We start from the raw sequence: 25,170 nt of genomic DNA, 5'->3' as shown, positions 1-25,170 counted from the left end.
TGCACATGACAATCGGAGGATCTTCGGTTGTTTCGTCGTCTCGTCATCAGAGGGGAACCCCCACAATGAACAAGCCTCTCGTCGGCGCGATGCTCTCGCTGCTCCTCTTAGGAGCAGCGGCAGCCCCGGCCGCGGCCTCGACCACCCAGGACCGCGCAGCCGCGCCCGTCGCCGTGAACTTCGCGGGGACCGTCGCGCTCAGCAACTGCTCCGGCTCCGTCGTGCGCACGCCGAACTCCCAGCCCGGCGACCCCGCCCTCGTCCTGTCCAACGGGCACTGCCTGGAGACGGGCTTCCCGGCCCCGGGCGAGGTCATCAAGGACCAGCCGTCCAGCCGCTCCTTCACGCTGCTCACCGCCTCGGGCGCGCGGGCGGGCACGCTGCGGGCGAGCAAGGTGGCGTACGCGACGATGACCGACACGGACATCTCGATCTACCAGCTCACCAAGACGTACGCCCAGATCCAGAGCCAGTACGGCATCAGCGCCCTCACCCTGAACGACGCCCACCCGGTGCAGGGCACCGCGATCAAGGTGGTCTCCGGGTACTGGAAGCGGACCTACAGCTGCAACATCGACGGGTTCGCGTACCGCCTCAAGGAGGGCTCCTGGACCTGGAAGGACTCGGTCCGCTACACCTCGTCGTGCAACACCATCGGCGGAACCTCCGGCTCCCCGGTGATCGACACGACGACCGGCAAGGTCGTCGCGGTCAACAACACGGGCAACGAGGACGGCGGCCGCTGCACGGACAACAACCCGTGCGAGGTCGACGAGAACGGCACGGTGACGGTCCGCCAGGGCATCAACTACGCCCAGGAGACCTACCAGATCGTCCCCTGCATCACCACGGGCAACAAAATCGACCTCACCCTGCCCACCTGCACCCTCCCCAAGCCGTAACCCGCCCCGCCCGCCCCGCCCGCCCGGCCCGCCCTTCCCGGCGGGCGGGGCGGGCGGGTCCGGACAAGGGCGTCGACGTTGCACACCGCGTCCGGGTCCTCGTCCGGACTGGGTAGGAACGATGCCTCGAAAGCGTCTGTGTGAACGCAGTACCACGGCCCGTCCCACCTTCGTTCGGCCGATCCGGGCACGCTCGGCTCGTCGGTCGTTGCGGCGGAGCGCGAAGGCCCCGGGCACCGATTGCGGACAGTCGCTGTCCGAGGTCGGGGTTACGTTGGGTTCATGGCTTCCAGGGCGACGCATTCCGTGCTTGATACCCGTTCGCTGAACCGTGCCACGCTTGCGCGGCAGTTGTTGTTGGGGCGGGGCGGGATGTCCGCGGTGGATGCCGTTGAGCATCTGATCGGGTTGCAGGCGCAGAACGTGAAGCCGCCGTACTTCCAGCTGCACGCGCGGCTCGCCGGGTTTCGGACCGACGAGCTCGCCGGGCTGATGGAGGAGCGCCGGGTGGTGCGGATGGTCACCATGCGGTCCACGTTGCACACCCACACCGCCCGCGACGCCGTCGCGCTGACGCCGCTCGTCCAGGGGGCCCGGGACCGGGAGCTCGGCCATTTTCGCAAGGGGCTGGCCGGGGTGGATCTCGAGCGGCTCGCCGCGCGGGCCCGCGCCTTCGTTGAGGAGGAGCCGCGCACCATGGCCGAGATCCGGGAGGAGACGGGCCGGGAGTGGCCCGATGCCGACCCGCAGGCCCTGTCCGTCGCCGCGCGCTGCCTGCTGCCGCTCGTGCAGGTGACGCCGCGCGGGGTGTGGGGGCGCAGCGGGCAGGTGCGGCTGACCACCCTGGACGCATGGGTCCCGGATGTCGTGGAGGGGCATGCCGCGGCCGGGTCGGCCGGTGCGGGGGTCGAGGGGCTCGTGTTGCGGTATCTCGGGGCGTTCGGGCCGGCCTCGGTGAAGGACATGCAGGTGTGGGCCGGGGTGACCCGGCTGCGGGAGGCCTTCGAGCGGCTGCGGCCGCAGTTGGTCGTCTTCCGGGACGGTCATGGCGTCGAGTTGTTCGATCTGCCCGACGCGCCCCGGCCCGACGCGGACACGCCGGCACCGCCCCGCTTCCTGCCCGAGTTCGACAACCTCCTGCTGTCCCATGCCGACCGGACCCGTGTCGTCCCCGCCGCGCTCAAGGGGCGGGCCTGGTCCGGGAACCAGGCGTACTGCACCCTCCTCGTGGACGGGTTCCTCGGTGGGCTGTGGCGGTTGGGGGAGGACGGTGTGCTCACCGTGGAGCTCTTCGGGCACGTTGCGGACGCCGTGAAGGAGCTCGTCGTCGACGAGGGGGAGCGGTTGATCGCCGGGATGGCAGCCGACGGCAGGGGCTGCGTGCGCTTCGGGTCAATCCGCGGCTGACGCGGCTCTGGTGGGGCGTGCGGGGCGCACGGCACCATGCCTCCCATGACGGAGAACAGCGCCACCGACAGCTTCCTGGCCGCCCGGGACTTCCTGCTCGCCCACGGCCGGGATGACGACGCCGCCCGAGCCGGCTTCACCTGGCCCCGCCCCGAGCGCTTCAACTGGGCACTCGACTGGTTCGACCGCCTCGCCGAGCGCTCCGACCCCACCGCCGAGGCGCTGCGCATCGTCGAGGAGGACGGCAGCAGCGAGGGGGTCTCCTTCGCCGACCTCGCCGCCCGGTCGGGGTCGGCCGCCACCTGGCTGCGGGCCCAGGGCGTCGCGGCCGGCGACCGGATCCTGGTGATGCTCGGCAACCAGCGCGAGCTGTGGGAGGTGATGCTCGCCGCGATCAAGCTGCGTGCCGTGGTCATCCCCGCCACCCCGCTGCTCGGCCCCGCCGACCTGCGCGACCGCGTCGAACGGGGCCGGGTGCGGCACGTCATCGCGCGCACCGAGGACACCGCCAAGTTCGCCGAGGTGCCGGGCACCTACACGCGGATCGCCGCGGGAGCCGACGTACCCACCGGCTGGCGGCGGCTCGCCGACCTGTACGAGGCCGACCCGGCCTTCGCCCCGGACGGCGAGACCCTCGCCACCGACCCGCTGATGCTGTACTTCACCTCCGGCACCACCGCCCGCCCCAAGCTCGTCGAGCACACGCACGCCTCGTACCCCATCGGGCACCTCTCCACCATGTACTGGCTCGGGCTGCGCCCCGGCGACGTCCACCTCAACATCGCCTCGCCCGGCTGGGCCAAGCACGCCTGGTCCAACCTCTTCGCGCCGTGGAACGCCGGCGCCACCGTCTTCGTGTACAACTACACCCGCTTCGACGCCGAGCGGCTGATGGCCGAAATGGACCGGCACGGCGTGACCACCTTCTGCGCCCCCCCGACCGTCTGGCGGATGCTGATCCAGTCCGATCTGGGCAAGCTCCAGGCCCCGCCGCGCGAGTGCGTCGCCGCCGGCGAGCCGCTCAATCCGGAGGTCATCGAGAAGGTGCGCGAGGCCTGGGGCGTCACCATCCGCGACGGCTTCGGCCAGACCGAGACCACCCTCCAGGTCGGGAACTTCCCCGGAGCCGCGGTGAAGCCGGGCTCCATGGGGCGGCCCGCGCCCGGGTACGAGATCGTGCTGCTCGACCCGGTCACGGGCAAGGTCTCCCCGGACGAGGGCGAGCTGTGCGTGGACCTCGGTCCGCGGCCCGCCGGGGTGATGACCGGCTACCGCGACGACGAGGAGCGCACCGCCGAGGCGATGGCGGACGGGCTGTACCGGACGGGGGACATCGCCTCGCGCGATGCCGACGGCTACCTCACGTACGTGGGGCGGGCGGACGACGTGTTCAAGGCCTCGGACTACAAGATCAGCCCGTTCGAGCTGGAGAGCGCGCTGCTGGAGCACGAGGCCGTCGCCGAGGCGGCGGTCGTGCCGGCGCCGGATCCGCTGCGGCTGGCGGTGCCGAAGGCGTACGTATCGCTCGCGGCGGGCTGGGAGCCGGGGCCGGAGACGGCCCGGGCGCTGTTCGCGCACTCCAGGGCGGTGCTGTCGCCGTACAAGCGGATCCGGCGGATCGAGTTCGCCGAGCTGCCGAAGACGGTGTCCGGGAAGATCCGCCGGGTGGAGCTGCGGGAGCTGACCGCGGCGGGCTCGGGGACGGAGTACGACGAGGCCGAGCTGGGCTGAACCGCCGGCCCCGGCCGCCGGGGCGGGCTGACCACGCGGTCGGCCGGCCCCGGCGTACGCGTGTGCATCAGGCGGGCAGCAGCGCCTCGATCGCGGCGATGACCTCAGGGGACTCGGGCTCGGTCCGCGGCCGGAAGCGGGCGACGACCTCGCCGGCGGGGGAGATCAGGAACTTCTCGAAGTTCCACTGGATGTCGCCGGCCTCGCCGTCCGCGTCCGGGGTCTTGACCAGCTCGCGGTAGAGCGGGTGCCGGTTCTCGCCGTTGACCTCGGACTTCTCCAGCATCGGGAAGGTCACGCCGAAGCCGGCCGCGCAGAACGTCTGGATGTCCTCGGCGGTGCCGGGCTCCTGCTCGCCGAACTGGTTGCAGGGTACGCCGATGACGGTGAAGCCCTTGGCCTCGTACGCGAACTGCAGCCGGGCCAGCCCGGAGTACTGCGGGGTGAGCCCGCACTGCGAGGCGGTGTTCACCAGCAGGATCACCTTGCCCTTGTGGGCCGCGAGGCTCGTGGGCTCGTCGGACAGGGTGGTCAGCGGGATGTCGTACAGGCTCATCGGGCTCTCCTCGGCGGAAAAGGGCAGGCCGCGCAGACTGCAACCAGCGGCTATCGCGCTCGAAAGCCTACGTCCTGCCCGAACGGAGCCGAACAGCCGGCCGCGCGTACCGGGTGTCTCACCGTCCCGGACCGGCCTCCTGGTACGTCACCCCCTGCGGCGGGTGAGGCACGTGGAGCCGACGCGAGCCGACCGGTGCTGATGTCCGGGCGGGGACTCACGGGACATGCCCCGGCGCCCCGGCTCAGGTTCCGGGGAGGATACGGCGCGTTTCGTAGGCCCACATCGCGATCTCGACCCGGTTGCGGGCGCCGAGTTTGGCCATCAGGCTGGCCAGATGCGTCTTCACCGTGCTGAGGCTGATGTGCAGTGCATCGGCGACCTCGGTGTTGGTCAGCCCGCGAGCGACGGCGAGGAGCACCTGCTCCTCGCGGGCGGTGACGGGGGAGACCGGCTGGGCCACGGGCCGCCCGGCGGGCAGGTCCGCGAATGCCTGGAGCAGACGGACGGTGACGCTGGGCGCGATGAGCGCCTCACCGTCGGACGCCGACCGTACGGCCTGTGCCAGAAGGTCCGGTCCCGTGTCCTTGAGGAGGAAACCGCGGGCTCCGGCACGCAGCGCGCCGTAGACGTACTCGTCGAGGTCGAACGTGGTGATGACGACCACGGCCAGCGGGTCGGCGACGCCCGGGCCGGCGACCAGCCGGGTGGCCTGGAGCCCGTCGAGTACGGGCATGCGGATGTCGAACAGACAGACGTCGGGGCGCAGTTCGCGGGCCAGACGTACCGCCTCGCGCCCGTCGGCGGCCTCGCCGACCACCTCGATGCCGGGCTGGGCGTTCAGCATGATCCGCAACCCGGTGCGGATGATCGTCTGGTCGTCAGCGACGAGCACCCGAATGGACACCGCTCTCGCTCCTCGCTCTCGGCAGTTCGGCTTCGACATGCCAGCCCCGGTCGGTACCCGGGCCGGCTCGTAGTGTGCCGCCGAGCAGGGTCGCGCGCTCGCGCAGTCCGGTAAGTCCGTATCCGTCGCGACCCCGGCCGGTGCGCCGGCCGTTGTCGCGCACGCTCACCCGTACCGTGTCCCGTTCCGCGGCGACCCGAACGACGAGCTCGGTCGCGTCGACCGCATGGCGCAGCGCGTTGGTCACCGACTCCTGCACGATCCGGTAGACGGCCGCGTCCACGGCCGGGGGCAGCGCGTCCAGTTCGCCGTCGAGCCCCAGGTCGACCCTGAGGCGACCACCCGGGGTGCGCACCAGGCGCTCCAGATCCGCGACTCCGGCAGGGGGCGCCAGCTCGGCGCCGACCCCGCGGTCGCGCAGCGCGGCGACCATGGCGCGCATTTCCTCCAGCGTGCGCGCCCCTTCCTCCTCGACCCCCTCCAGCGCCTCGACGGCGGCCGCCGGGTCGGTGCCCGCGAGCACCCGGCCCGCCTGGGCGAGGATCACCATGGCCGACACGTGGTGGGCCACCGTGTCGTGCAGTTCCCGGGCGAGCTGCTCGCGCTCCCGGGAGCGCACCTGCTCCAACTGCCGCTCGCGAGCGGTCACCCGGAACCGCACGGCAGCCCCGACCACGCCGGGCAGCAGCAGGAAGACGAGGCCCACGACCTTCTCGACGACCGGGGTCTCGTCCATGGCGACACACAGCGCGCCGACCGCGAGGATCACCGCGCCGCCCAGCACGATCTCGCGTCCCGATCCCCACCGGGGCAGCGCGTACACGAGCACGAGCACGACCGCGCCGGTGTACAGGCCGACGGGCTCGCGCGGTGCGGCGACGAGCGAGGCCACCGGAAGCAGGAGCACCGAGCCGAACGCCAGCGTCACCATCGCCAGCGGGCGGGTCCGGCGCCACAGGGGCAGCAGGCACAGCCATACGGCGAACACCACCGCCACCGGCCGCCACACGACGTTCTCGCGCAGGGTGGCCTCCAGCGCCACACCGGCAAGGCCCGCGGCGAGCAGCGCCCAGTCCCGCCGCACCCGGGCGGGCGCGTCGGGCGGCCGGGGTTCGGTCCACAGGGTTCGCAGGTCGTCTCGGAGCACGGTTCCCAGCCTAGGGACCGCGGCGTGCCGCGCATCGGCCGAAAGGACGGGGCCTGACTCCGACCTGGGACCGACGGATCCGCGGCCCGCGGGCCGATGCCGCGGAGCGCCGTGGCGACGAGCCTCGGCAGCGGCGGCCGTACAAGGACGGCCGACGAGGTGGTTGGAGGACCTGATGCTCTCGAAAGCCCTGTTGCGCCTGGGCGGGGGCGCCGCCCGCCATCCCTGGCGGGTGATCGCGGCATGGCTGATCGCCGCCACGCTCGCCGTCCTCGCCGCCGTCGCCTTCGGCGGGCGGACCGCGGACTCGATGACCGCTCCGGGCCTGGACTCCCGACGGGCCGCGGAACTGATCGAGCGGGCAGGCACCGGCCAGGAGGGGATGACCGCCCAAGTGGTCGTCACCCCCCTCGACGGCGATGCGACGTTCTTCGACGACGACGGCGCGCGCACCGCTCTCGCGCGGCTGCGGGGCGAGGTGATGCGGCTGCCGCACGTGCTCGGCACGAGCGACCCGGCGGGGGCGCTCGAAGCGGGCGGGGACACCGCCGTGCGCGGCGGCCTCGTCTCGGCCGACGGGCGGATCGCGGTCGTCCGGGTGCAGTACCCCGACCAGAGCCGGCTGTCGGCCGCAGACCTCGACGCCCTCGTCGACCTCGGCGACCGGCTGCGCGCCGAGCTGCCGCTGCGCATCGAGATGGGCGGGAACCTCTTCTACGCCTTCTCCGACCCCGACGGCGGCGCGAGCGAGCTGATCGGCCTCCTCGCCGCGGCCGCGATCCTGTTCCTGGCGTTCGGTTCGCTCCTCGCCGCCGCGCTGCCGATCGGCATGGCGGTCTTCGGGCTGACCGTCGGGGTCGCCACGATGACGGTACTGGCGGGGGTGACAGAGGTTCCCACCTTCGCCCCTGTCCTGGGCAGCATGGTCGGGCTCGGAGTGGGCATCGACTACGCGCTGTTCGTGCTCGCCAGGCACCGGGAGTACCTCGCGTGCGGGCTCGAGCCGCAGGCGGCGGCCGGACGAGCGGTGGCAACGGCGGGGAGGCCCGTGGTCTTCGCCGGAGGCACCGTCGTCGTGTCGATCCTCGGCCTGGCGGTCGCGAACGTGCCGTTCATGACGGTGGGCGGGGTTGCCGTCTCGATCGTCGTCCTGACGATGGTGCTCGCGTCGGTGACGCTGCTGCCGGCCTTCCTCGGCGCGGCGGGCCCGCGCCTGGCCCGGGCCGGCCGGATCGGCCGGGCTCTGCAGACCGGGAAGCCGGGCCGACGCGCACGGCGGCGGGACGCGGCGGCGAGCGCCGCCCGCGCCGCCGGGTGGCGTCGCTGGATTGGGCACGTCGGCCGCCACCCGGTGCCGTACGCGGTCGGCGCGGCGGGGCTGCTGCTGACCGCGACGCTGCCCGTGCTCGGCCTGCGCGTCGGCCTGCCCGACGACGGCTCCCTGCCCCACAGCCGTACCGAACGCCGGGCCTACGACCTCGTCGCCGAGGGGTTCGGCCCGGGCACCAACGGTCCCCTCGTCATCGCCGCGGACCCCACCGGTGATCCGGGAGTGCTGGACCGACTCGTCGGGGCGGTCGCGGCCGATCCGGGCATCGCAACCGTCGCGCCGACGCACATCGATCGCGCCACCGGCATCGCGACCCTCGTGGTGTTCCCGACCACCAGCCCTCAGGACAAGGCCACGGCCGACACCATCGCCCGGCTGCGCACCGACGTGCTGCCCACGGCGATCGGGCACGGCCCGGCCAGGGTCCACGTCGGCGGCGTCGCCGCGAGCCTGTCCGATGTGGGCCGACGCACCAGCCAACGCCTGCCGGTGTTCGTCGCCGCCGTGCTGGCGATGTCGTTCCTGCTGCTGATGCTGGTCTTCCGCTCGGTACTCGTACCGCTCAAGGCGGTGCTGCTGAATCTGCTGAGCATCGGCGCGGCCTACGGCATCATGGTCGCGGTCTTCCAGTGGGGCTGGGGAGGCTCACTCATCGGGCTGGAAGCGACGGTTCCGATCGTGTCGTTCATCCCGATGTTCCTCTTCGCCATCCTGTTCGGCCTGTCCATGGACTACGAGGTGTTCCTCCTCTCCCGCGTACGCGAGGAGTACCTGCGCACCGGCGACAACGGAACGGCGATCGTCGAGGGCGTCTCGGGCACCGCCCGGATCATCACCTCGGCCGCCCTCATCATGGTGGCGGTCTTCCTGTCCTTCGCCGCCGCCGAGGACCCCTCCGCCAAGATGTTCGGGCTCGGCCTGGCCGCCGCGATCTTCATCGACGCCACGGCCGTACGCATGGTGCTGGTACCGGCGACCATGACACTCCTCGGCCGGGCCAACTGGTGGCTGCCGAAGTGGCTGGACCGGATGCTTCCCCGCGGCCCGGTCGGCGCCGACGACACCGACGCGGAATCCACGGGTGAGGCCCCGCGTCCACGGCTGGTGGACCGTGTCACCGACGTCCCCGGACAACACCCCTAGGCGCCCGTGTCGAGGAGGGCGTCTGCCGGGTCGTTCAGGGGCTGGGGCATGCCCGTGAGGTCCATGACGAACAGCGGTATGCCGAGGTCGTCCGCGCGGGCACGGGCCTCCTGGGTGTAGCCCGCGAGGGCGAAGTAGACGCTCGTCGCCGAGGCCGTGAGGCCGTTCAGCCACACGCACTCCACCGCGCGGAGCCCGGCCGGGGCCGTGGTCGGGTCCACCTGGGCGACGAGGCCGGGCGCGCGCAGGTCCACCGCCGCGGAGGGGATCGGGCGGCCGTCGGGCTGGCGGACGTCCTGGAAGCCGAGCCACCGCAGGTACAGCGCGGCCGTGGCCACGGCGTCGCGGGCCGTGCGGATGGTGACCGGGCGGAAGGCCGGCCGGAGGGAGGGGGAGGGGGAGGGCGAGGGGGTGGCGGGGGGTACGGACGGTACGGCGGATACCGGGGCGCTGCCCGGGTTGCCGGCGCCGGCCGGGCCGGTCGGGGCCGCGGGGGCCGGGCCCGGCGCGGCGGCTTCCGCGGGCGGCCCCGCGGGCTGCGGGGCCTGCGGCGGCGGGGGCGTGCCCGCGTGCGGGTCCGCCGGGGCCACCGGGTGGACCGGGATGCGTACGACCGTCCCGCACGAGCCGCAGCCCAGCTCCGGGTGCGGCCACTCGCTCACCTCTCCGCAGGCCCCGCACCGCACCGCCACCCACGCGTCCGACCAGGTGCGGTGCGTCAGCGGCACGGCCGGCGCCGCCAGGTCCAGCGGCAGCGCGGCCGGGCTGCCGCAGGAACAGGGGAAGACCGGGGCGGTGTAACCGTTCTCCCGCAGGCACGCCGGGCAGCGCACCGGTACCGCGTCCGCCATCAGAGCTCGACCCCCTCCGTCGCTGTGCGTGCCTCCATGCTCCACCACGTGCGACCGCCGCGGCGACCGAGCCCGCGATTTTCGGCCTCCTCCCGGTCTTTCGTACAAGTCGCTTGAGCAACACGCGGCTTTTGGTGTGTTCCGGGGTGTCCCACCGCCTTGACGTGCGAGGGCTCGGCCCTTAGCTTGTTCCGTATAGCAGAACAAAACTTCCGGATTACGGAAACAGTCTGACGCCAGACCTGCAGGAGACCTCGATGCCTCGTATGACAGCCGCAGCCGCCGCCGTTGAGATCCTCAAGCGCGAGGGTGTTTCGCAAGCGTTCGGCGTGCCCGGCGCTGCGATCAACCCGTTCTACCGAGAGCTCAAGAACGTGGGCGGCATCAACCACACCCTCGCCCGTCACGTCGAGGGCGCCTCGCACATGGCGGAGGGCTACACCCGCGCCCAGGCGGGCAACATCGGCGTCTGCATCGGCACGTCCGGCCCCGCCGGCACCGACATGATCACCGGCCTGTACTCCGCGATCGCCGACTCGATCCCGATCCTGTGCATCACCGGCCAGGCCCCGGTCTCGAAGCTCCACAAGGAGGACTTCCAGGCCGTCGACATCGCCACGATCGCCAAGCCGGTCACCAAGGCCGCCACGACCGTCCTGGAGGCCGCGCAGGTCCCCGGCGTCTTCCAGCAGGCCTTCCACCTCATGCGCTCCGGCCGTCCGGGCCCGGTCCTCATCGACCTGCCGATCGACGTCCAGCTGACCGAGATCGAGTTCGACCCCGAGACGTACGAGCCGCTGCCGGTCTACAAGCCGTCCGCGACCCGCGCCCAGGCCGAGAAGGCCCTGAGCTTCCTGCTGGAGTCGGAGCGCCCGCTGATCGTCGCCGGCGGCGGCATCATCAACGCCGACGCCTCCGACCTGCTGGTCGAGTTCGCCGAGCTCACCCACATCCCGGTCATCTCCACCCTCATGGGCTGGGGCACCATCCCGGACGACCACGAGCTGGCCGCCGGCATGGTCGGCGTCCAGACCGCGCACCGCTACGGCAACGCGACCTTCCTGGAGTCGGACTTCGTCCTCGGCATCGGCAACCGCTGGGCCAACCGCCACACGGGCTACAACCTGGACGCGTACACCAAGGGCCGGAAGTTCGTCCACGTCGACATCGAGCCCACCCAGCTCGGCAAGATCTTCGCCCCCGACTACGGCATCGCCTCCGACGCCAAGGTCGCCCTGGAGCTCTTCATCGAGATCGCCAAGGAGCTCAAGGCCGCGGGCAAGCTGCCGGACTTCTCCGCCTGGGCCGCCTCCGCGCAGGAGCGCAAGGCCACCCTGCAGCGCCGCACGCACTTCGAGAACATCCCGATGAAGCCGCAGCGCGTCTACGAGGAGATGAACAAGGCCTTCGGCCCGGAGACCCGCTACGTCACCACCATCGGCCTCTCCCAGATCGCCGCCGCGCAGTTCCTGCACGTCTACAAGCCGCGCCACTGGGTCAACTGCGGCCAGGCCGGCCCGCTCGGCTGGACCATCCCGGCCGCCATCGGTGCCGCCACCGCGCAGCCGGACGTCCCGGTCGTCGCCCTGTCCGGCGACTACGACTTCCAGTTCATGATCGAGGAGCTGGCGGTCGCCGCCCAGCACAAGGTCCCCTACGTCCACGTCCTCGTGAACAACGCCTACCTCGGCCTGATCCGCCAGGCGCAGGGCGGCCTCGGCATCAACTTCGAGGTCAACCTCGAGTTCGAGAACATCAACACCCCGGAGATCGGCGTCTACGGCGTCGACCACGTCAAGGTCGCCGAGGGCCTGGGCGTCAAGGCCATCCGCGTCACCGACCCGGAGAAGCTGGGCGAGGCCTTCGAAGAGGCCAAGAAGCTGGCCCAGGAGTTCCAGGTCCCGGTCGTCGTCGAGGCCATCCTGGAGCGCGTCACCAACATCGCGATGAGCAAGACGGTCGACATGAGCGACGTCACCGAGTTCGAGGAGCTCGCCACCGAGCCGGGCCACGCCCCGACCGCGATCAAGGCCCTGAAGGTCTGATCCGCGCACCCGAGACCCGGGCCGGCCCGGCAGCCCTGACACCACCGGACCGGCCCGTACGACGGCCCCCGTCCCTCCGCACGAACGGAGGGGCGGGGGCCGTCCGCGTCAGGGTCTCCCCAAGGGCGAGGTGACCGGCCCCTCCGGGTGGAGGCGCATGCCGTACTTCCACAGGCTGCAGTTCGGTGCCTGCTGGCCCCCGACCACGCCGTCCTTCGCGTCGTCCTGCGCCGTCAGCACCGCCCCGGTGGCCTCGTCGGTGTACTTCTGCGTGACCACGTGCCCGAGAACCCTGTCGAGATCCTGCGCCTTCAGCTCGGCGGGCCAGCACGTGCGTGCGTTCACCTTCGCCCCGGAAAAGTTCGCGAACGCCAGATCCGCGTGGTTGAGGTTCGCGGTGTGCAGCTGCGCATCGTCCAGTACGGCGTATCTCAGGCTCGCGGTCGACAGGTTCGCCCCGATGAGGTTCGCGCCCCGCAGATCGGCGTGCTCGAAGGTGGCCCCGGTCAGGTCGGCGTCGCGGAACCGGGCCCCGCGCAGGTCGGCATGGTCGAAGTCCGCGTCGTGCAGCGTCTTTCCGCTGAAATTGATGGTCTTGACGTCGTCATGGCCGGCGGCGGTGAAGCCCGGGACGGACGCTGCGCTTTCGATGTCCGCCCGCCATGACGCGTGTTCCTGGGAGAGCCGGATCGACTCGCTCATGAACAGTGCGGACAGCCCCACCGCGATCCCGCACACCAGACCGCCGCCGATGCCGGCGAGCACCTCGATCCGCGGCTCGGTCTCCGGTTCCCTGCGGGCCATGCGCCAGGCACGAAGGGCGAGGAACCCCCCGAGGAGCAGGAGGACGAAGGTCAAGGCCCATTGCAGCAGGCCTACGTGGGGCATGGGGGCCTCCTCGGCGTCTGCGGAGAAGCGGTTGCCGGACCGGCACCCACACTTCCTGCCTACGCCCGCCCCGCGTTGATCGCAAACGCCCTCGGATGCAGTCCGGGCGATACGGCTAAAGGCAGTCCGCCGCCAGGCCGCTGATCAGGACCTCGATGCCGAGCGCGAGGCGGCTCGCGGCCGGGCCCGAGGCCAGTTCCGCCGTGCCGGAGGCGAGGTGCGGATGGCGCGCCGGGTCGAGTCCGGCGAGCCGCTCCTCGATGGAGGCCCGGGCATGGCGGTGCTCCAGGGCGCCCTCCAGGGCGCCGGCGCCGTCCCCGGCCGCCGGGGCCGCGACGGACACCTCGTAGGTCACCGCGCCGATGTGAAGGGCGATCAGGTCGCAGCCCCATGCGGCCCGCTGCCGGTCGATCCCGCCCGCCAGCAGCAGCCCGAGGACCCGGTCGAAGAGGTCGAGCCAGGCCGGGCCGGCCGGGATGGAGCCGAGCGAGACCCGGCCGATGCCCGGGTGGGCGTTGAGGGCGTGGATCACATCGGTGATCAGGCCGGCCAGGCGCTCGCGCCAGTCCCCGGGCGGATCGGCGGGCAGCTCCGGCAGCGGTACGGTCGCCACCACTGCGTCGAGCATCAGCCGCAGCAGCTCCTCGCGCTGGGCGACGTAGACGTACAAGGACGCGGGGCCGGTGTCGAGTTCGGCAGCCACCTTGCGCATGGTGACCGCGTCCAGGCCCTCGCGGCGCAGGACCCGCAGGCCCGCGTCCACCACGGCCCGTTCGCTGAGGGGGGGCTTCGCGGGGCGGGTGCGGGTGCTGGGGCGGCGGGCGGGCGGCGTCGGCATGGCCACAGGCTAGCACTTGACAGCGAACGGTGTTCGTGGCGAACGTTGTTCGTGACGAACGGCGTTCGTTCCCCCTCTGCCGCACGCGGTCGTTCATCGCCCTGTCCAGCCCCCCCAGGAGTGTCTCCGTGTCCCGTCTCGCCTTGCGTCCCGAACCGGCGATCCCGAAAGCAGGCCCGTACCGCCGGCGTTGGGCCGTCCTCGCCGTCGTGCTCCTCGCCGAGGTGATGGACCTCCTGGACGCCACCGTCACCGGTGTCGCCGCCCCCGCCATCGCCGCCGACCTCGGCGGTGGCCGCGAGGTCGCCCAGTGGCTCCAGGCCGGCTACACCCTGCCCTTCGCCGTCCTGCTGATCACCGCCGGGCGGCTCGGGGACCGGTACGGGCGGCGCCGGCTCTTCCTCCTCGGCGCCTGCGGATTCACCCTCGCCTCCCTCTTGTGCGCGCTGGCGCCCGGGCCGGGCGCCCGACCCCGGGCTGCGGCTCGACGTGCCGAGCATGCTGCTGGCCGGGGCGGCTTCCGCTGCGCTGGTCTACCCGCTCGTCCAGGGCCGGGAGCTGGGCCGGCCCCTCTGGGCGCTCGCCCTGCTCGCCGCCGGTCCCGCCGGCTTCCTGCTCTTCGCCCGGCTCCAGAAGCGGCGGCCGTCCCCGCTGGTGGCGCCGGGCCCGCTGGCCAACCGCGCCTACACCGGAGGGATCCTGGTCGCCGTGGTCTTCTTCGCCGCGTTCACCGGCCTGACGCTCGTGTTGTCCCTGTTCCTCCAAGGCCCGCTGGGCCTCTCCCCGCAGGGCGCCGGCTACGCCATCGCCCCGGTCGCCCTGGGCATCGCCGTGACCGCGGGCCCGGCCGGGTCCCTCGCCCGCCGCCACGGCCGGACGGTGATCCAGGCGGGCATCGCCCTGACCGCGGCAGGGCTGGTGGCGCTGGCCGTCGCGGCGGGCGCGGCCGGCGGGGTCCACGACGGCTGGCCGCTGGTACCCGGGACCCTGGTCACCGGACTCGGCATGGGGCTGGTGGTCCCCCCGCTGTTCGACGTCATCCTGGCGGGGGTGGACGATGCGCAGGCGGGCTCGGCGTCCGGCGTGCTCAACGCCGTGCAGCAGCTGGCCCATGCCGTGGGTGCGGCCCTGCTGGTGACGGTGTGGTCGACCTTCACCGACCACGGCCGCACCGCCTCCGCCGCGCTCGCGGGCACCGCCCTGGTCACGGCCGGCCTGCTGGCCGCTGCGCTGCTGCTCACCGTACGGCTGCCCCGCCGGGCGCGGCCCTGACGGAACGCCGGCCGTGGCCCGTACGGACGTACGGACACGGAGACGGACACGGAGACGGACACGGGCACGACAAAGCGCCGAGTCACGGGACCGTCCGTGACTCGGCGCTTTGGGTGTGACCGCCCGACGGAGCGAGGCTGGCGCGACAGGACGTTCGCACCGCCGGGCGGAGTGTGTGGGAGATCCGAGGTCCTTCCCCGGCTCCACAGGGGACCCTGTGCGTGGCCCCTCTGGAGCAGGGAAGGCTTTGGCCGGGACCGTGGCGGACGGCGACGGGAACTTCGGCGTCGTCTCCCTCAGGTCAAGAGACGGGCCTCGGAACCCCTTACCACCGCACTGGCTCGCACGCCCGCCACGGTCCTCACGCGGCGCCAGCCGCATGGACTGGCGCAGTCTGCCCCCACTGCGCACCACCCCTCATCCGGGTACACAGTGCGGGCCGGCACCCGGAGCCCGACCTCCCGCCAGGCTCCCGGTGCAGCTTTTGGGCTCAGCCCTCGCGCAGTGCGCGCACGGCCTCCTCGACGCGCTTGCCGTAGTCGGCGTCCGCGGCGTGGAAGTGAGCCAGGTTCTTCTCGATGACGTCCTCGCGGGAGACCTGCGACAGACCGCCGGCGATGTTCGCCACCAGGCGCTCCTTCTCGGCCTCCGACATCAGGCGGTAGAGCTCGCCGGCCTGGAAGAAGTCGTCGTCCTTGGTGTGGGCCGGGGCGGCGTGGGTGCCGGTGTAGCCGGAGACGGCCTTCGGGGCACCGAGCGCCAGGCCGGTCTCGGCCGGGCCCTGGTACGAGTTGGGCTCGTAGTTCTTGTCGGTCCGCGAGCCGTTGCGGGTGGCCATGAGGCCGTCGCGGCCGTAGTTGTCCGCCACGGTCGCCTTCGGCGCGTTGACCGGCAGCTGGGTGTGGTTCACACCGAGGCGGTAGCGCTGGGCGTCGGCGTACGCGAACAGGCGGCCCTGGAGCATCTTGTCCGGCGAGGCGGTGATGCCCGGGACGAAGTTGTTCGGGGAGAAGGCGGACTGCTCCACCTCGGCGAAGACGTTGTCCGGGTTGCGGTCGAGGACCAGGCGGCCCACGCGCTGCAGCGGGTAGTCGGCGTGCGGCCACACCTTGGTGAGGTCGAACGGGTTGAACCGGTAGTCCGCGGCCTCGGCGGCCGGCATGATCTGGACGTAGAGGGTCCAGGAGGGGTTCACACCGCGCTCGATGGCCTGGAGCAGGTCCGTCTGGTGCGAGTTGGGGTCCTTGCCCGCGAGCTCGGCGGCCTGCTCGGAGGACAGGCAGCGGATGCCCTGGTTCGTCTTGAAGTGGTACTTGACGAAGAAGGCCTCGCCCTTGTCGTTCGTCCACTGGTAGGTGTGCGAACCGTAGCCGTTCATGTGGCGGTAGGACGCCGGTATGCCGCGGTCGCCCATCAGCCAGGTGATCTGGTGCGTCGCCTCGGGGGCGTGCGCCCAGAAGTCCCAGACGTTGTCCGGCTCCTGCTTGCCCGTGAAGGGGTCGCGCTTCTGGGAGTGGATGAAGTCGGGGAACTTGATCGGGTCCTTGATGAAGAACACCGGGGTGTTGTTGCCGACGAGGTCGTAGTTGCCCTCTTCGGTGTAGAACTTCAGCGCGAAGCCGCGCGGGTCGCGGACCGCGTCCGCGCCGCCGAGGGAGTCCGCGACGGTGGAGAACCGCAGGAAGGTCTCGGTCTTCTTGCCGACCGTGTTCAGGAACGCGGCGCTGGTGTAGGCGGTGACGTCGTCGGTCACCTCGAAGTAGCCGTACGCAGCCGAGCCGCGCGCGTGCACCACACGCTCCGGGATGCGCTCACGGTTGAAGCGGGCGAGCTTCTCGAGGAGCTGCTGGTCCTGGATCAGGAGCGGGCCACCGACGCCGGCGGTGGCGGAGTTCTGGTTGTCGGCGACCGGGGCGCCGGACTCGGTCGTCAGCGTGCGCTTCGACATGGTGACCTTCCGTACGGGTAACTGCTGACGGAAAGCGTCTTCCGTCATGCGGAACACAGCCTAGATTTCGGCTGAAGGCAGCGTCAACAGTTTGTTGAACAAAGATGGAGGTGATCCGGACGGTGCCGGCGCTTGGGCGCGACAGGACAGGTGTCAGCACCGGCACCATCCGGAAACTCAGGTCCCCCGCGGGGGATCCAGGTCTCAGACCTGGGCGCCCGAGAGGCGCTCGACGGCGCGCAGCAGGGCCGAGTGGTCCAGGCCGCCGTCACCCTGGGCGCGCAGCGAGGCGACCAGCTGGGCGACGACCGCGCCGACCGGAAGGGCGGCACCGACGTTGCGGGCGGCGTCGGTGACGATGCCCATGTCCTTGTGGTGCAGGTCGATGCGGAAGCCGGGCTTGAAGTCGCGGTTCAGGAAGTTGTCCTTCTTGCGGGTCAGGACCGTGGAGCCGGCCAGACCGCCGTTGAGGACGTCGAGGGCGGCCTCGAGGTTCACGCCGGACTTCTCGAGGAAGACCACGGCCTCGGCGCACGCCTGGATGTTCACCGCGACGATGAGCTGGTTGGCGGCCTTCACCGTCTGGCCGGAGCCGTGCGGGCCGCACAGGACGATGACCTTGCCGAGGGCCTCGAGGATCGGCAGGGCCGCGTCGAAGTCGGCCTGCTCGCCACCCACCATGATCGACAGGACGGCCTCGATGGCGCCGGCCTCGCCGCCGGACACCGGGGCGTCGAGGACGCGGATGCCCTTCTCGGCGGCGTTCTTCGCCAGGTCGATGGAGGTCTGCGGGGTGATCGACGACATGTCGATGATCAGCGCGCCGGACCTGGCGTTCTCCAGGATGCCCTCGGGGCCGTAGGAGATGGCCTCGACCTGCGGGGAGGCGGGCACCATCGTGATGATCACGTCGGCGTCCTTGACGGCCTCGGCGATCGAGCCGGCCGCGGTGCCGCCGGCGGCGGCCAGGCGGTCCAGCTTGTCCTGCTCCAGGGTGAAGCCGGTGACGGAGTAGCCGGCCTTCAGGAGGTTCTCGGACATGGGGGAGCCCATGATGCCGAGACCGATCCAGGCGATCGACGGGAGCGCAGTGGGGTTGCTCATGATGAGGTCCTTCTCTTGAAGCTGTGTACGAAAAGCGACGGGGGTGCCTGGCGGAAAGCCCTGACTTCGGCCCCTACTTCGCGGCGCGGGCCTCGGCCGGCAGCCAGTCGAAGGACGCGGCGGCGTCGGCGGCCTTGTACTCCAGGCCGACGAAGCCCTGGTAGCCGGCCTTCTTGAGCTGGTCGAGGAGGTCCTCGAGGGGCAGCTCACCCGTGCCCGGGGCACCCCGGCCCGGCTTGTCCGCGATCTGGACGTGGCCGGTCTTGGCGGCGTACTTTTCGATGACCTCGCAGAGGTCCTCATCGTTCATCGCCAGGTGGTACAGGTCGAGCAGGAACTTGGCGTTCCCCAGACCGGTCGCCTCGTTCACCTTGTCCACGACCTCGATCGCGGACGGGGCGCTCACCAGCGGGTAGAGCGGCGACTCGGGCTTGTTCAGGGTCTCGATCAGCAGGATCGCACCGACCCGGTCCGCGGCGCGGGCCGCGATGACCAGGTTCTCCAGGGCCAGTTCGTCCTGGACGGCCGGGTCCACGCCCTCGACGCGGTTGCCGTAGAGGGCGTTCAGCGCCTTGCAGCCGACCGACGCGGCGAAGTCCGCCGCGATGTCGATGTTGGCACGGAAGCGGTCCGACTCCTCACCGGGTACGGAGACCGCGCCGCGGTCCGGACCGGGGAGCCGGCCGGCGTAGAAGTTCAGGCCCACCAGCTGGGTGCCCGCGTCCTCGAGGGCCTTCTTGAGGGCGTCGAGCTCCTCCTGAGCCGGGGTGGGGGTCTCGATCCAGGGCCACCACAGCTCGACCGCGGTGAAGCCCGCCGCGGCAGCGGCCGCGGGGCGCTCCAGGAGCGGGAGTTCCGTGAAGAGGATCGAAAGGTTCACATCGAAGCGCTGGTCCGTGTATCCCATGAGGGGCGGCGCTCCTTCCGTATTGCGGAAGTTTGTTTCTGCTTGATGGAAGACTGCATGGGGCTGCGGGCGGATGTCAAGTGGGGGCTGCCGGTTTTTCCGTACCTCGGGGTAGCTTGACCGGGTGCGATTGAGAGTGGAGTTCACGACCGAGCCCTTCGACCTCGAAGAGGCACCCGCCCACGCCGTGGCCGCCCGCGAGGTCATCCAGAAGGCGGAACTGGACGCGGTCGACGTCGGCCCGTTCGGCAACACCGCCGAGGGCGAGGCCGGCGCCGTGATCGAGGCGGTGTCCGCGCTGCTGCGCGACTCGCTGCAGGCGGGGGCCACCCGCGTCTCCCTGCAGGTGAACGTGATCAGGGAGGGCGTCGAATGACCGAGCCTCGCGACCACCCGTTCGTCGCGGCGGTCAAGCCGCTGGTCGACGCGATGGGCGGGGTGCTGATGGACCCCGCCCAGGCCCAGCCCGACGACGTGGTGCTCGCCTGGGAGGGGCAGGACGTGCTCGCGGTGCGCCTGCCGCAGCTGGGCGAGTCGCTGGACCACATCCTGGCGGCGCTGGAGCGCCGGCACGGCGTACCGCTGTCCCAACTGGACCGCAAGGCCAAGCAGGACGTCGTGCGGATACTGGAGGCGCGGGGCGCCTTCTCGGTGCGCCACGGCGTCGAGACCGTCGCAGGCGCCCTCGGCGTGAGCCGCTTCACCGTCTACAACTACCTGAACAGGGAAAACCCCAACAAAAACCACCAAGGGTGACGGGTATTTCACCCACCGTCACGAGCCGCCGCGCCGAATCATCCGGACGGCGGCTTTTGTGTACGGGAAGTTTCAACAAACTGTTGACGCCGTGTTGTCGAGGGCGTTAGCTATGCGCAGCCCGTCAAAGCAATCAGGCCACGGAGGCTTCCCGTGACGTCGAGTCCGACCCCGGGGCTTACCCGGTTCAACACCTTGGACGATGCAGCGGCCACGGCCGAGCTGCACGAGGTGTGCGCCAGCTCGGCATGGGGCAGCAAACTGCTCGCCCAGCGCCCGTACGCCAGCGTCGACGCCCTGTTCGCCGCGAGCGACGCCGCCATGGCGGAGCTCACCACGGCGGACCTGGAGGAGGCGATGGCGGGGCACCCGCCGATCGGCCGGCCGAAGCCGGGAGACCCGACCTCCGCCCGCGAGCAGCGCGGCATGGCCGGGGCCTCCGAGGAGCTCAAGGCCGAGCTGCTGGAACTGAACCTGGCCTACCAGGAGAAGTTCGGCCACGTCTTCCTGATCTGCGCCACCGGTGCGACCGGCGAGCAGATGCGGGACGCGGTCAAGGTCCGGATCCAGAACACCGCCGAGGTCGAGCGGGAGATCGCCCGCGGAGAGCTCGTCAAGATCAACCGGATCCGTCTGACCCGACTCGCCGAAGGAGAGTGACAAGGCCCATGAGCACGCAGACCACGGCCTCGGTGTCCACGCACATCCTGGACACCAGCATCGGCCGCCCCGCCGAGGGCGTCGCCATCTCGCTCGCAGCCCGCAGCGGCTTCGACGCCGAGTGGACGGCCCTGGGCGGCTCGGCCACCGACGCCGACGGGCGTTGCAAGGACCTGCCGGCACTGCCGGAGGGCACCACCCACGTACGCCTCGACTTCGAGACCGAGGCGTACTTCGCCAAGAAGCAAGCCGCCGAGGCGCAGCAGGACGCCCCCCGCGTAAGGGACAGCGGTGCGTTTTTCCCCGAGGTGACCATCACGTTCGCGGTCAACCCGGGCGAGCACTACCACGTACCGCTGCTGCTCAACCCGTTCGGCTACTCCGTTTACCGAGGGAGCTAGCAGACCATGCCCACGATTCTCGGCCAGAACCAGTACGGCAAAGCAGAGAACCGCGTCGTCAAGATCACGCGGGACGGCGACACCCACCACATCAAGGACCTGAACGTCTCGGTCGCCCTCTCCGGCGACATGGACGACGTCCACTACTCCGGCTCGAACGCGAACGTCCTGCCGACGGACACCACCAAGAACACGGTGTACGCCTTCGCCAAGGAGTACGGGATCGAGTCCGCCGAGCAGTTCGGCATCCACCTGGCCCGCTGGTTCGTCGGCAGCCAGGAGCCGATCCAGCGCGCGCGCATCCGGATCGAGGAGTACGCCTGGGAGCGGATCCAGACCTCCGACGCGAACTCCAAGTTCATCGGCGCCGACGAGGTCAAGCACTCCTTCGTCCGCAAGGGCCAGGAGACCCGCGTCACCCAGATCACGTACGACGGCCGGAACTGGGAGGTCATCTCCGGCCTCAAGGACCTGATCGTCATGAACTCCACCAACTCGGAGTTCTGGGGCTACGTGAAGGACAAGTACACGACCCTGCAGGAGGCGTACGACCGCATCCTGGCCACCCAGGTGTCGGGCCGCTGGCGGTTCAACTGGACCGACGACGAGCAGCGGATGCCCAACTGGGAGAAGTCCTACGAGCAGACCAAGAAGCACATGCTCGAGGCCTTCGCGGAGACCTACTCCCTGTCGCTGCAGCAGACCCTGTACCAGATGGGCTCGCGCATCATCAACCACCGTTCGGAGATCGACGAGGTCCGCTTCTCGCTCCCGAACAAGCACCACTTCCTCGTCGACCTCGAGCCCTTCGGCCTGAAGAACGACAACGAGGTGTACTTCGCCGCCGACCGTCCCTACGGTCTGATCGAGGCCACGATCCTGCGGGACGGCGCCGACGCGCGCATCCCGGTGGACCTGACCAACCTCTAGCCGGCACCCGGGTCCCGGGGCTCCGCAGTGGCCCCGGGCCCGGCCCCCGCAACACGCTCACTTCCTGAATCTCGGCACCCGGAGCATCACACGGGGCGGCAGTACTGTCAGCTGTCAGACCCCCGGTTTCGGCACTCAAATCCCCTGGGTCCTGCCGTGCCCGCACCGCCACTGAAAGCACGAGGAAGCCCCATGGCAGCCACTGACAGCGCGGTCGAGCGCATCGTCATCGAGAACTGTGCGATCGCGACCGTCGACGCGAACGACACCGAGTACGCCTCGGGTCACATCGTCATCGCCGGCAACAGGATCGAGGCCATCGGCGCGGGCAGCGCCCCCGAGAACCTCGAGAACGTGGTACGCCGCATCGACGGCACCGGCCACCTCGTGACCCCCGGTCTGGTCAACACCCACCACCACTTCTACCAGTGGATCACGCGTGGCCTGGCGACCGACCACAACCTCTTCAACTGGCTCGTCGCGCTGTACCCGACCTGGGCGCGCATCGACGAGCAGATGGCCTACTCCGCCGCCCAGGGCTCGCTGGCCGCGATGGCCCGCGGCGGTGTCACCACCGCCATGGACCACCACTACGTGTACCCCAAGGGTGCCGGCGACCTCTCCGGCTCGATCATCCGCGCCGCCTCCGAGATGGGCGTCCGCTTCACCCTGGCCCGCGGCTCCATGGACCGCAGCGTGAAGGACGGCGGCCTGCCGCCGGACCACGCCGTCGAGACCCTCGAGGGCGCCCTCGCCGACACCGAGGCGACGATCAAGAAGTTCCACGACGCCTCCTTCGACGCGATGACCCAGGTCGCCGTCGCCCCGTGCTCGCCCTTCTCGGTCTCCACCGAGCTGCTCAAGCAGGGCGCGGAGCTGGCCCGCCGCCTCGGCGTGCGCATGCACACGCACGGCAGCGAGACGGTCGAGGAGGAGAAGTTCTGCCACGAGCTCTTCGGCATGGGCCCGACCGACTACTTCGAGTCGACCGGCTGGCTCGGCGAGGACGTGTGGATGGCGCACAGCGTCCACATGAACGACTCCGACATCGCCGCGTTCGCCCGCACCAAGACCGGTGTGGCGCACTGCCCGTCCTCCAACGCCCGTCTGGCCGCCGGCATCGCCCGCGTCCCGGACATGCTCGCCGCCGGCGTGCCGGTCGGCCTCGGCGTGGACGGCACCGCCTCCAACGAGTCCGGCGAGCTGCACACCGAGCTGCGCAACGCCCTGCTGATCAACCGCCTGAACCCGGTGCACCGCGAGGCCGCCCTCAACGCCCGCCAGTCGCTGCGCCTCGGTACGTACGGCGGCGCGCAGGTCCTCGGCCGCGCCGACAGCATCGGCTCGCTGGAGGTCGGCAAGCTCGCCGACCTGGTGCTGTGGAACCTCAGCACGTTCCTGCACTCCTCCATCGCCGACCCGGTCACGGCCCTCGTCTTCGGTGCGGCCGCCCCGGTGACCGCCTCCTTCGTCAACGGCAAGCAGATCGTCGAGAACAACCGACTGCTCACCGCCGACGAGGACGCCATCGCCCGCTCCACGCGGGAAGAGGCCCAGCGCCTCGCGCGGATCTCCGCGCAGGGCTGATCCCACCCGGGGGGAGCACCCCCAGGAATCCGGCCGGGGGGGACGGCCCCCGGCCGGTGGCCGCGGACCCGAGCGGGGTCCGCGGCAGCCGTTCCCGGGAAGCGCCCGAGGTATCCGACGGCGCCCCCGGGGGCGGTGACTCGTGTCATCACGCGCAGCTCACCGCTCGCCCCGCACCCCCCGCCTCCCCACTGCCGTCAGCGCACCACACCGCCCCACCGCAACCCCACTGCGCCGCACCGCACCTGTTCTTCGCACCACCTCCCTGACACCCACGTCCCTGCCGACGTGTTACCCGACCGGAGGAAGCCGTGGCCCAGGCGCCCAGGTTTCGCAAAGAATCAGCAGCACCCACCGGGGAGGCCCATCCCGTCGACGGGACCCTGCCCCCGCTGAAGATGTTCACGAGCGGCCTCCAGCACGTGGCCGCCATGTACGCGGGCGTCGTCGCCCCGCCCATGATCGTCGGCCCCGCCGTCGGCCTCTCCGCCACCGAGACCGCGTTCCTGATGGGCGCGTCCCTCTTCACGGCCGGCCTCGCGACCCTCCTGCAGACCCTCGGCTTCTGGCGGATCGGCGCCAGACTCCCCTTCGTCAACGGCGTCTCCTTCGCCGGGGTGACCCCGATGATCGCCATCGGGAAGGGCCAGGGACAGGACGCGATCCCCGTCATCTTCGGTGCGATCATCGTCGCCGGCGCGCTCGGCTTCGTCGCCGCGCCCTACTTCGGCAAGCTCGTCCGCTTCTTCCCGCCCGTCGTCACCGGTACGGTCATCACCCTCATCGGCGTCTCCCTGCTTCCCGTGGCCTTCAACTGGTCCCAGGGCGGCAACCGGACCGCCGCCGACTACGGCTCGATGAAGAACATCGGCCTGGCCGCCGCCACCCTGGTGATCGTCCTGCTGCTGCGCAAGTTCCTGCGCGGCTTCCTCCAGCAGATCGCCATCCTCCTCGGCCTGGCCGCGGGCACGCTGCTCGCGATCCCGCTCGGCATGGCGAGCTTCGACACCGTCAGGCACGCCTCCCTCGTGGGCTTCCCGACCCCCTTCCACTTCGGCGCGCCCCAGTTCCAGGTCGCCGCGATCGTCTCGATGTGCATCGTCATGCTGGTCTGCATGACCGAGTCCACCGCCGACATCCTCGCCCTCGGCCGGATCGTCGACCGGCCGGCCGACGCCCGCACGATCGAGGGCGGCCTGCGGGCCGACGCCCTCGGCAGCGCGCTCAGCCCGGTGTTCAACGGGTTCATGTGCAGCGCCTTCGCCCAGAACATCGGCCTGGTGGCCATGACCAAGGTGCGCAGCCGGTTCGTCGTCGCCACGGGCGGCGGCATCCTGATCCTGCTCGGCCTGTGCCCGATGGCCGCCTCCGTCATCGGCGTGGTCCCGCTCCCGGTCCTCGGCGGCGCGGGCATCGTCCTCTTCGGCTCGGTCGCCGCCAGCGGCATCCAGACCCTGGCCGGCGCGGCCATGGAGCGCGGCGAGAACGCCCTGATCGTCGCCGCCTCGGTCGGCATCGGCCTGATCCCGATCGCCGCGCCGGACTTCTACCACGCCTTCCCCAAGGACCTCCTCGTCGTCCTGGACTCCGGCATCAGCACCGGCTGCGTCACCGCCATCGTGCTCAACCTGGCCTTCAACCACCTCGGCGTCCGGCGCGGCGCCGCCGCCGACGGGCTCGCGGAACCGGTGCCCGCGCACTGATCCCCGTACCCCCGCCGGCCGGTGCGGCGGTGCTGTACGCCACCCACTGCGGGCGTGGCGTACAGCACCCGCGCTCGCCGACACCAAGGGGCTCACCGTCATCGGCATGAGCCACGAGTCCTTCGAGGCCAGCCGCAAGTCCACCCGCGGCGACCGC

The 25,170-nt window shown here is 71.2% G+C and carries 22 protein-coding genes and 1 pseudogene; 14 read left to right on the top strand and 9 right to left on the bottom strand.

Features of this window, described 5'->3' with window-relative positions; all coding sequences use genetic code 11:
* The first annotated feature begins 65 nt into the window (after positions 1–65).
* The 3 genes from AB0953_RS21660 to AB0953_RS21650 all read left to right on the top strand — a co-directional run bounded on the left by AB0953_RS21660 (position 66) and on the right by AB0953_RS21650 (position 4,040).
* A complete protein-coding gene (locus AB0953_RS21660) occupies positions 66–902 on the top strand; it encodes a serine protease (protein ID WP_366861147.1) in 837 nt (278 codons plus the stop codon).
* A gap of 282 nt (positions 903–1,184) precedes the next feature.
* Positions 1,185–2,309, top strand: coding sequence for a winged helix DNA-binding domain-containing protein (locus AB0953_RS21655; RefSeq protein WP_366861146.1), 1,125 nt, complete (start codon positions 1,185–1,187; stop codon positions 2,307–2,309).
* 45 nt (positions 2,310–2,354) lie between these two features.
* Positions 2,355–4,040, top strand: a complete 1,686-nt coding sequence (locus AB0953_RS21650; RefSeq protein ID WP_366861145.1) for an AMP-binding protein — start codon at positions 2,355–2,357, stop codon at positions 4,038–4,040.
* Positions 4,041–4,107: 67 nt separating this feature from the next.
* Here AB0953_RS21650 and AB0953_RS21645 read toward each other — a convergent pair whose 3' ends face one another.
* The 3 genes from AB0953_RS21645 to AB0953_RS21635 form a co-directional block, all read right to left on the bottom strand.
* Complete coding sequence (locus AB0953_RS21645) at positions 4,108–4,596, bottom strand: glutathione peroxidase (RefSeq protein ID WP_366861144.1); 489 nt, start codon at positions 4,594–4,596, stop codon at positions 4,108–4,110.
* A gap of 244 nt (positions 4,597–4,840) precedes the next feature.
* Positions 4,841–5,503 (bottom strand): response regulator transcription factor, encoded by a 663-nt coding sequence (locus AB0953_RS21640; protein ID WP_366861143.1) that lies wholly within the window; start codon positions 5,501–5,503, stop codon positions 4,841–4,843.
* Entirely contained in the window at positions 5,478–6,650 is a 1,173-nt protein-coding gene (locus AB0953_RS21635) for a histidine kinase (RefSeq protein ID WP_366861142.1), read from the bottom strand. The genes AB0953_RS21640 and AB0953_RS21635 overlap by 26 nt, the downstream gene beginning before the upstream one ends.
* 175 nt (positions 6,651–6,825) lie before the next feature.
* On the opposite strand from AB0953_RS21635, the gene AB0953_RS21630 reads away from it, so the two are divergent.
* A complete protein-coding gene (locus AB0953_RS21630; protein ID WP_366861141.1) occupies positions 6,826–9,123 on the top strand; it encodes an MMPL family transporter in 2,298 nt (765 codons plus the stop codon).
* Here the strand turns inward: AB0953_RS21630 and AB0953_RS21625 are convergent.
* Positions 9,120–9,974, bottom strand: coding sequence for a hypothetical protein (locus AB0953_RS21625; RefSeq protein WP_366861140.1), 855 nt, complete (start codon positions 9,972–9,974; stop codon positions 9,120–9,122). The two genes, AB0953_RS21630 and AB0953_RS21625, sit on opposite strands and share 4 nt — an antisense overlap.
* A gap of 257 nt (positions 9,975–10,231) precedes the next feature.
* Between AB0953_RS21625 and gcl the strand changes: the two genes are divergently transcribed.
* Complete coding sequence (gene gcl, locus AB0953_RS21620; RefSeq protein ID WP_366861139.1) at positions 10,232–12,019, top strand: glyoxylate carboligase; 1,788 nt, start codon at positions 10,232–10,234, stop codon at positions 12,017–12,019.
* Positions 12,020–12,127: 108 nt separating this feature from the next.
* Here gcl and AB0953_RS21615 read toward each other — a convergent pair whose 3' ends face one another.
* Together AB0953_RS21615 and AB0953_RS21610 are read right to left on the bottom strand one after the other, a co-directional pair.
* Positions 12,128–12,907 carry a pentapeptide repeat-containing protein gene (locus AB0953_RS21615; RefSeq protein WP_366861138.1) on the bottom strand — a complete coding sequence of 260 codons (780 nt, stop codon included), beginning with the start codon at positions 12,905–12,907 and terminating at the stop codon, positions 12,128–12,130.
* Positions 12,908–13,022: 115 nt separating this feature from the next.
* Positions 13,023–13,745 (bottom strand): TetR/AcrR family transcriptional regulator, encoded by a 723-nt coding sequence (locus AB0953_RS21610; protein ID WP_366861137.1) that lies wholly within the window; start codon positions 13,743–13,745, stop codon positions 13,023–13,025.
* Between the two features lie 29 nt (positions 13,746–13,774).
* Between AB0953_RS21610 and AB0953_RS21605 the strand changes: the two are divergent.
* Both AB0953_RS21605 and AB0953_RS21600 read left to right on the top strand, forming a co-directional pair.
* Positions 13,775–14,185 (top strand): annotated as a pseudogene (locus tag AB0953_RS21605) (MFS transporter); the annotation flags it as partial.
* A gap of 58 nt (positions 14,186–14,243) precedes the next feature.
* Positions 14,244–15,017 carry an MFS transporter gene (locus tag AB0953_RS21600; protein WP_366861277.1) on the top strand — a complete coding sequence of 258 codons (774 nt, stop codon included), beginning with the start codon at positions 14,244–14,246 and terminating at the stop codon, positions 15,015–15,017.
* A gap of 490 nt (positions 15,018–15,507) precedes the next feature.
* Here the strand turns inward: AB0953_RS21600 and AB0953_RS21595 are convergent, their stop codons facing one another.
* The 3 genes from AB0953_RS21595 to AB0953_RS21585 form a co-directional block, all read right to left on the bottom strand.
* Positions 15,508–16,965 (bottom strand): catalase, encoded by a 1,458-nt coding sequence (locus AB0953_RS21595; RefSeq protein WP_366861136.1) that lies wholly within the window; start codon positions 16,963–16,965, stop codon positions 15,508–15,510.
* Positions 16,966–17,169: 204 nt separating this feature from the next.
* Positions 17,170–18,069, bottom strand: a complete 900-nt coding sequence (locus AB0953_RS21590; RefSeq protein ID WP_366861135.1) for a 2-hydroxy-3-oxopropionate reductase — start codon at positions 18,067–18,069, stop codon at positions 17,170–17,172.
* A 73-nt stretch (positions 18,070–18,142) separates the two neighbouring features.
* On the bottom strand, positions 18,143–18,976 hold the full coding sequence (locus AB0953_RS21585) for a TIM barrel protein (RefSeq protein WP_366861134.1): 834 nt from the start codon (positions 18,974–18,976) through the stop codon (positions 18,143–18,145).
* Positions 18,977–19,100: 124 nt separating this feature from the next.
* Between AB0953_RS21585 and AB0953_RS21580 the strand changes: the two genes are divergently transcribed.
* The 7 genes from AB0953_RS21580 (at position 19,101) to AB0953_RS21550 (ending at position 25,013) form a co-directional block, all read left to right on the top strand.
* Positions 19,101–19,352, top strand: coding sequence for a hypothetical protein (locus tag AB0953_RS21580; RefSeq protein ID WP_366861133.1), 252 nt, complete (start codon positions 19,101–19,103; stop codon positions 19,350–19,352).
* Positions 19,349–19,732: a helix-turn-helix domain-containing protein gene (locus tag AB0953_RS21575; protein ID WP_366861132.1), complete on the top strand. Its 384-nt coding sequence runs from the start codon at positions 19,349–19,351 to the stop codon at positions 19,730–19,732. Before AB0953_RS21580 ends, AB0953_RS21575 begins: the two co-directional genes overlap by 4 nt.
* 153 nt (positions 19,733–19,885) lie before the next feature.
* The gene (gene uraD, locus AB0953_RS21570) at positions 19,886–20,392 is read left to right on the top strand and encodes a 2-oxo-4-hydroxy-4-carboxy-5-ureidoimidazoline decarboxylase (protein WP_366861131.1); all 507 of its coding nucleotides are present in this window, start codon (positions 19,886–19,888) and stop codon (positions 20,390–20,392) included.
* Between the two features lie 8 nt (positions 20,393–20,400).
* Complete coding sequence (gene uraH, locus AB0953_RS21565; RefSeq protein WP_366861130.1) at positions 20,401–20,793, top strand: hydroxyisourate hydrolase; 393 nt, start codon at positions 20,401–20,403, stop codon at positions 20,791–20,793.
* Between the two features lie 6 nt (positions 20,794–20,799).
* Positions 20,800–21,723 carry a factor-independent urate hydroxylase gene (pucL, locus tag AB0953_RS21560; protein WP_366861129.1) on the top strand — a complete coding sequence of 308 codons (924 nt, stop codon included), beginning with the start codon at positions 20,800–20,802 and terminating at the stop codon, positions 21,721–21,723.
* A 192-nt stretch (positions 21,724–21,915) separates the two neighbouring features.
* The gene (locus AB0953_RS21555; RefSeq protein WP_366861128.1) at positions 21,916–23,310 is read left to right on the top strand and encodes an 8-oxoguanine deaminase; all 1,395 of its coding nucleotides are present in this window, start codon (positions 21,916–21,918) and stop codon (positions 23,308–23,310) included.
* 311 nt (positions 23,311–23,621) lie between these two features.
* Entirely contained in the window at positions 23,622–25,013 is a 1,392-nt protein-coding gene (locus AB0953_RS21550; RefSeq protein ID WP_366861127.1) for a nucleobase:cation symporter-2 family protein, read from the top strand.
* Positions 25,014–25,170: the final 157 nt, after the last annotated feature.

The sequence above is a fragment of the Streptomyces sp. NPDC046866 genome, assembly GCF_040704625.1.
GTDB lineage: Bacteria > Actinomycetota > Actinomycetes > Streptomycetales > Streptomycetaceae > Streptomyces.
Note: the sequence above shows the minus strand (reverse complement) of the source record. Positions and strands in the feature narration are given on the sequence as shown.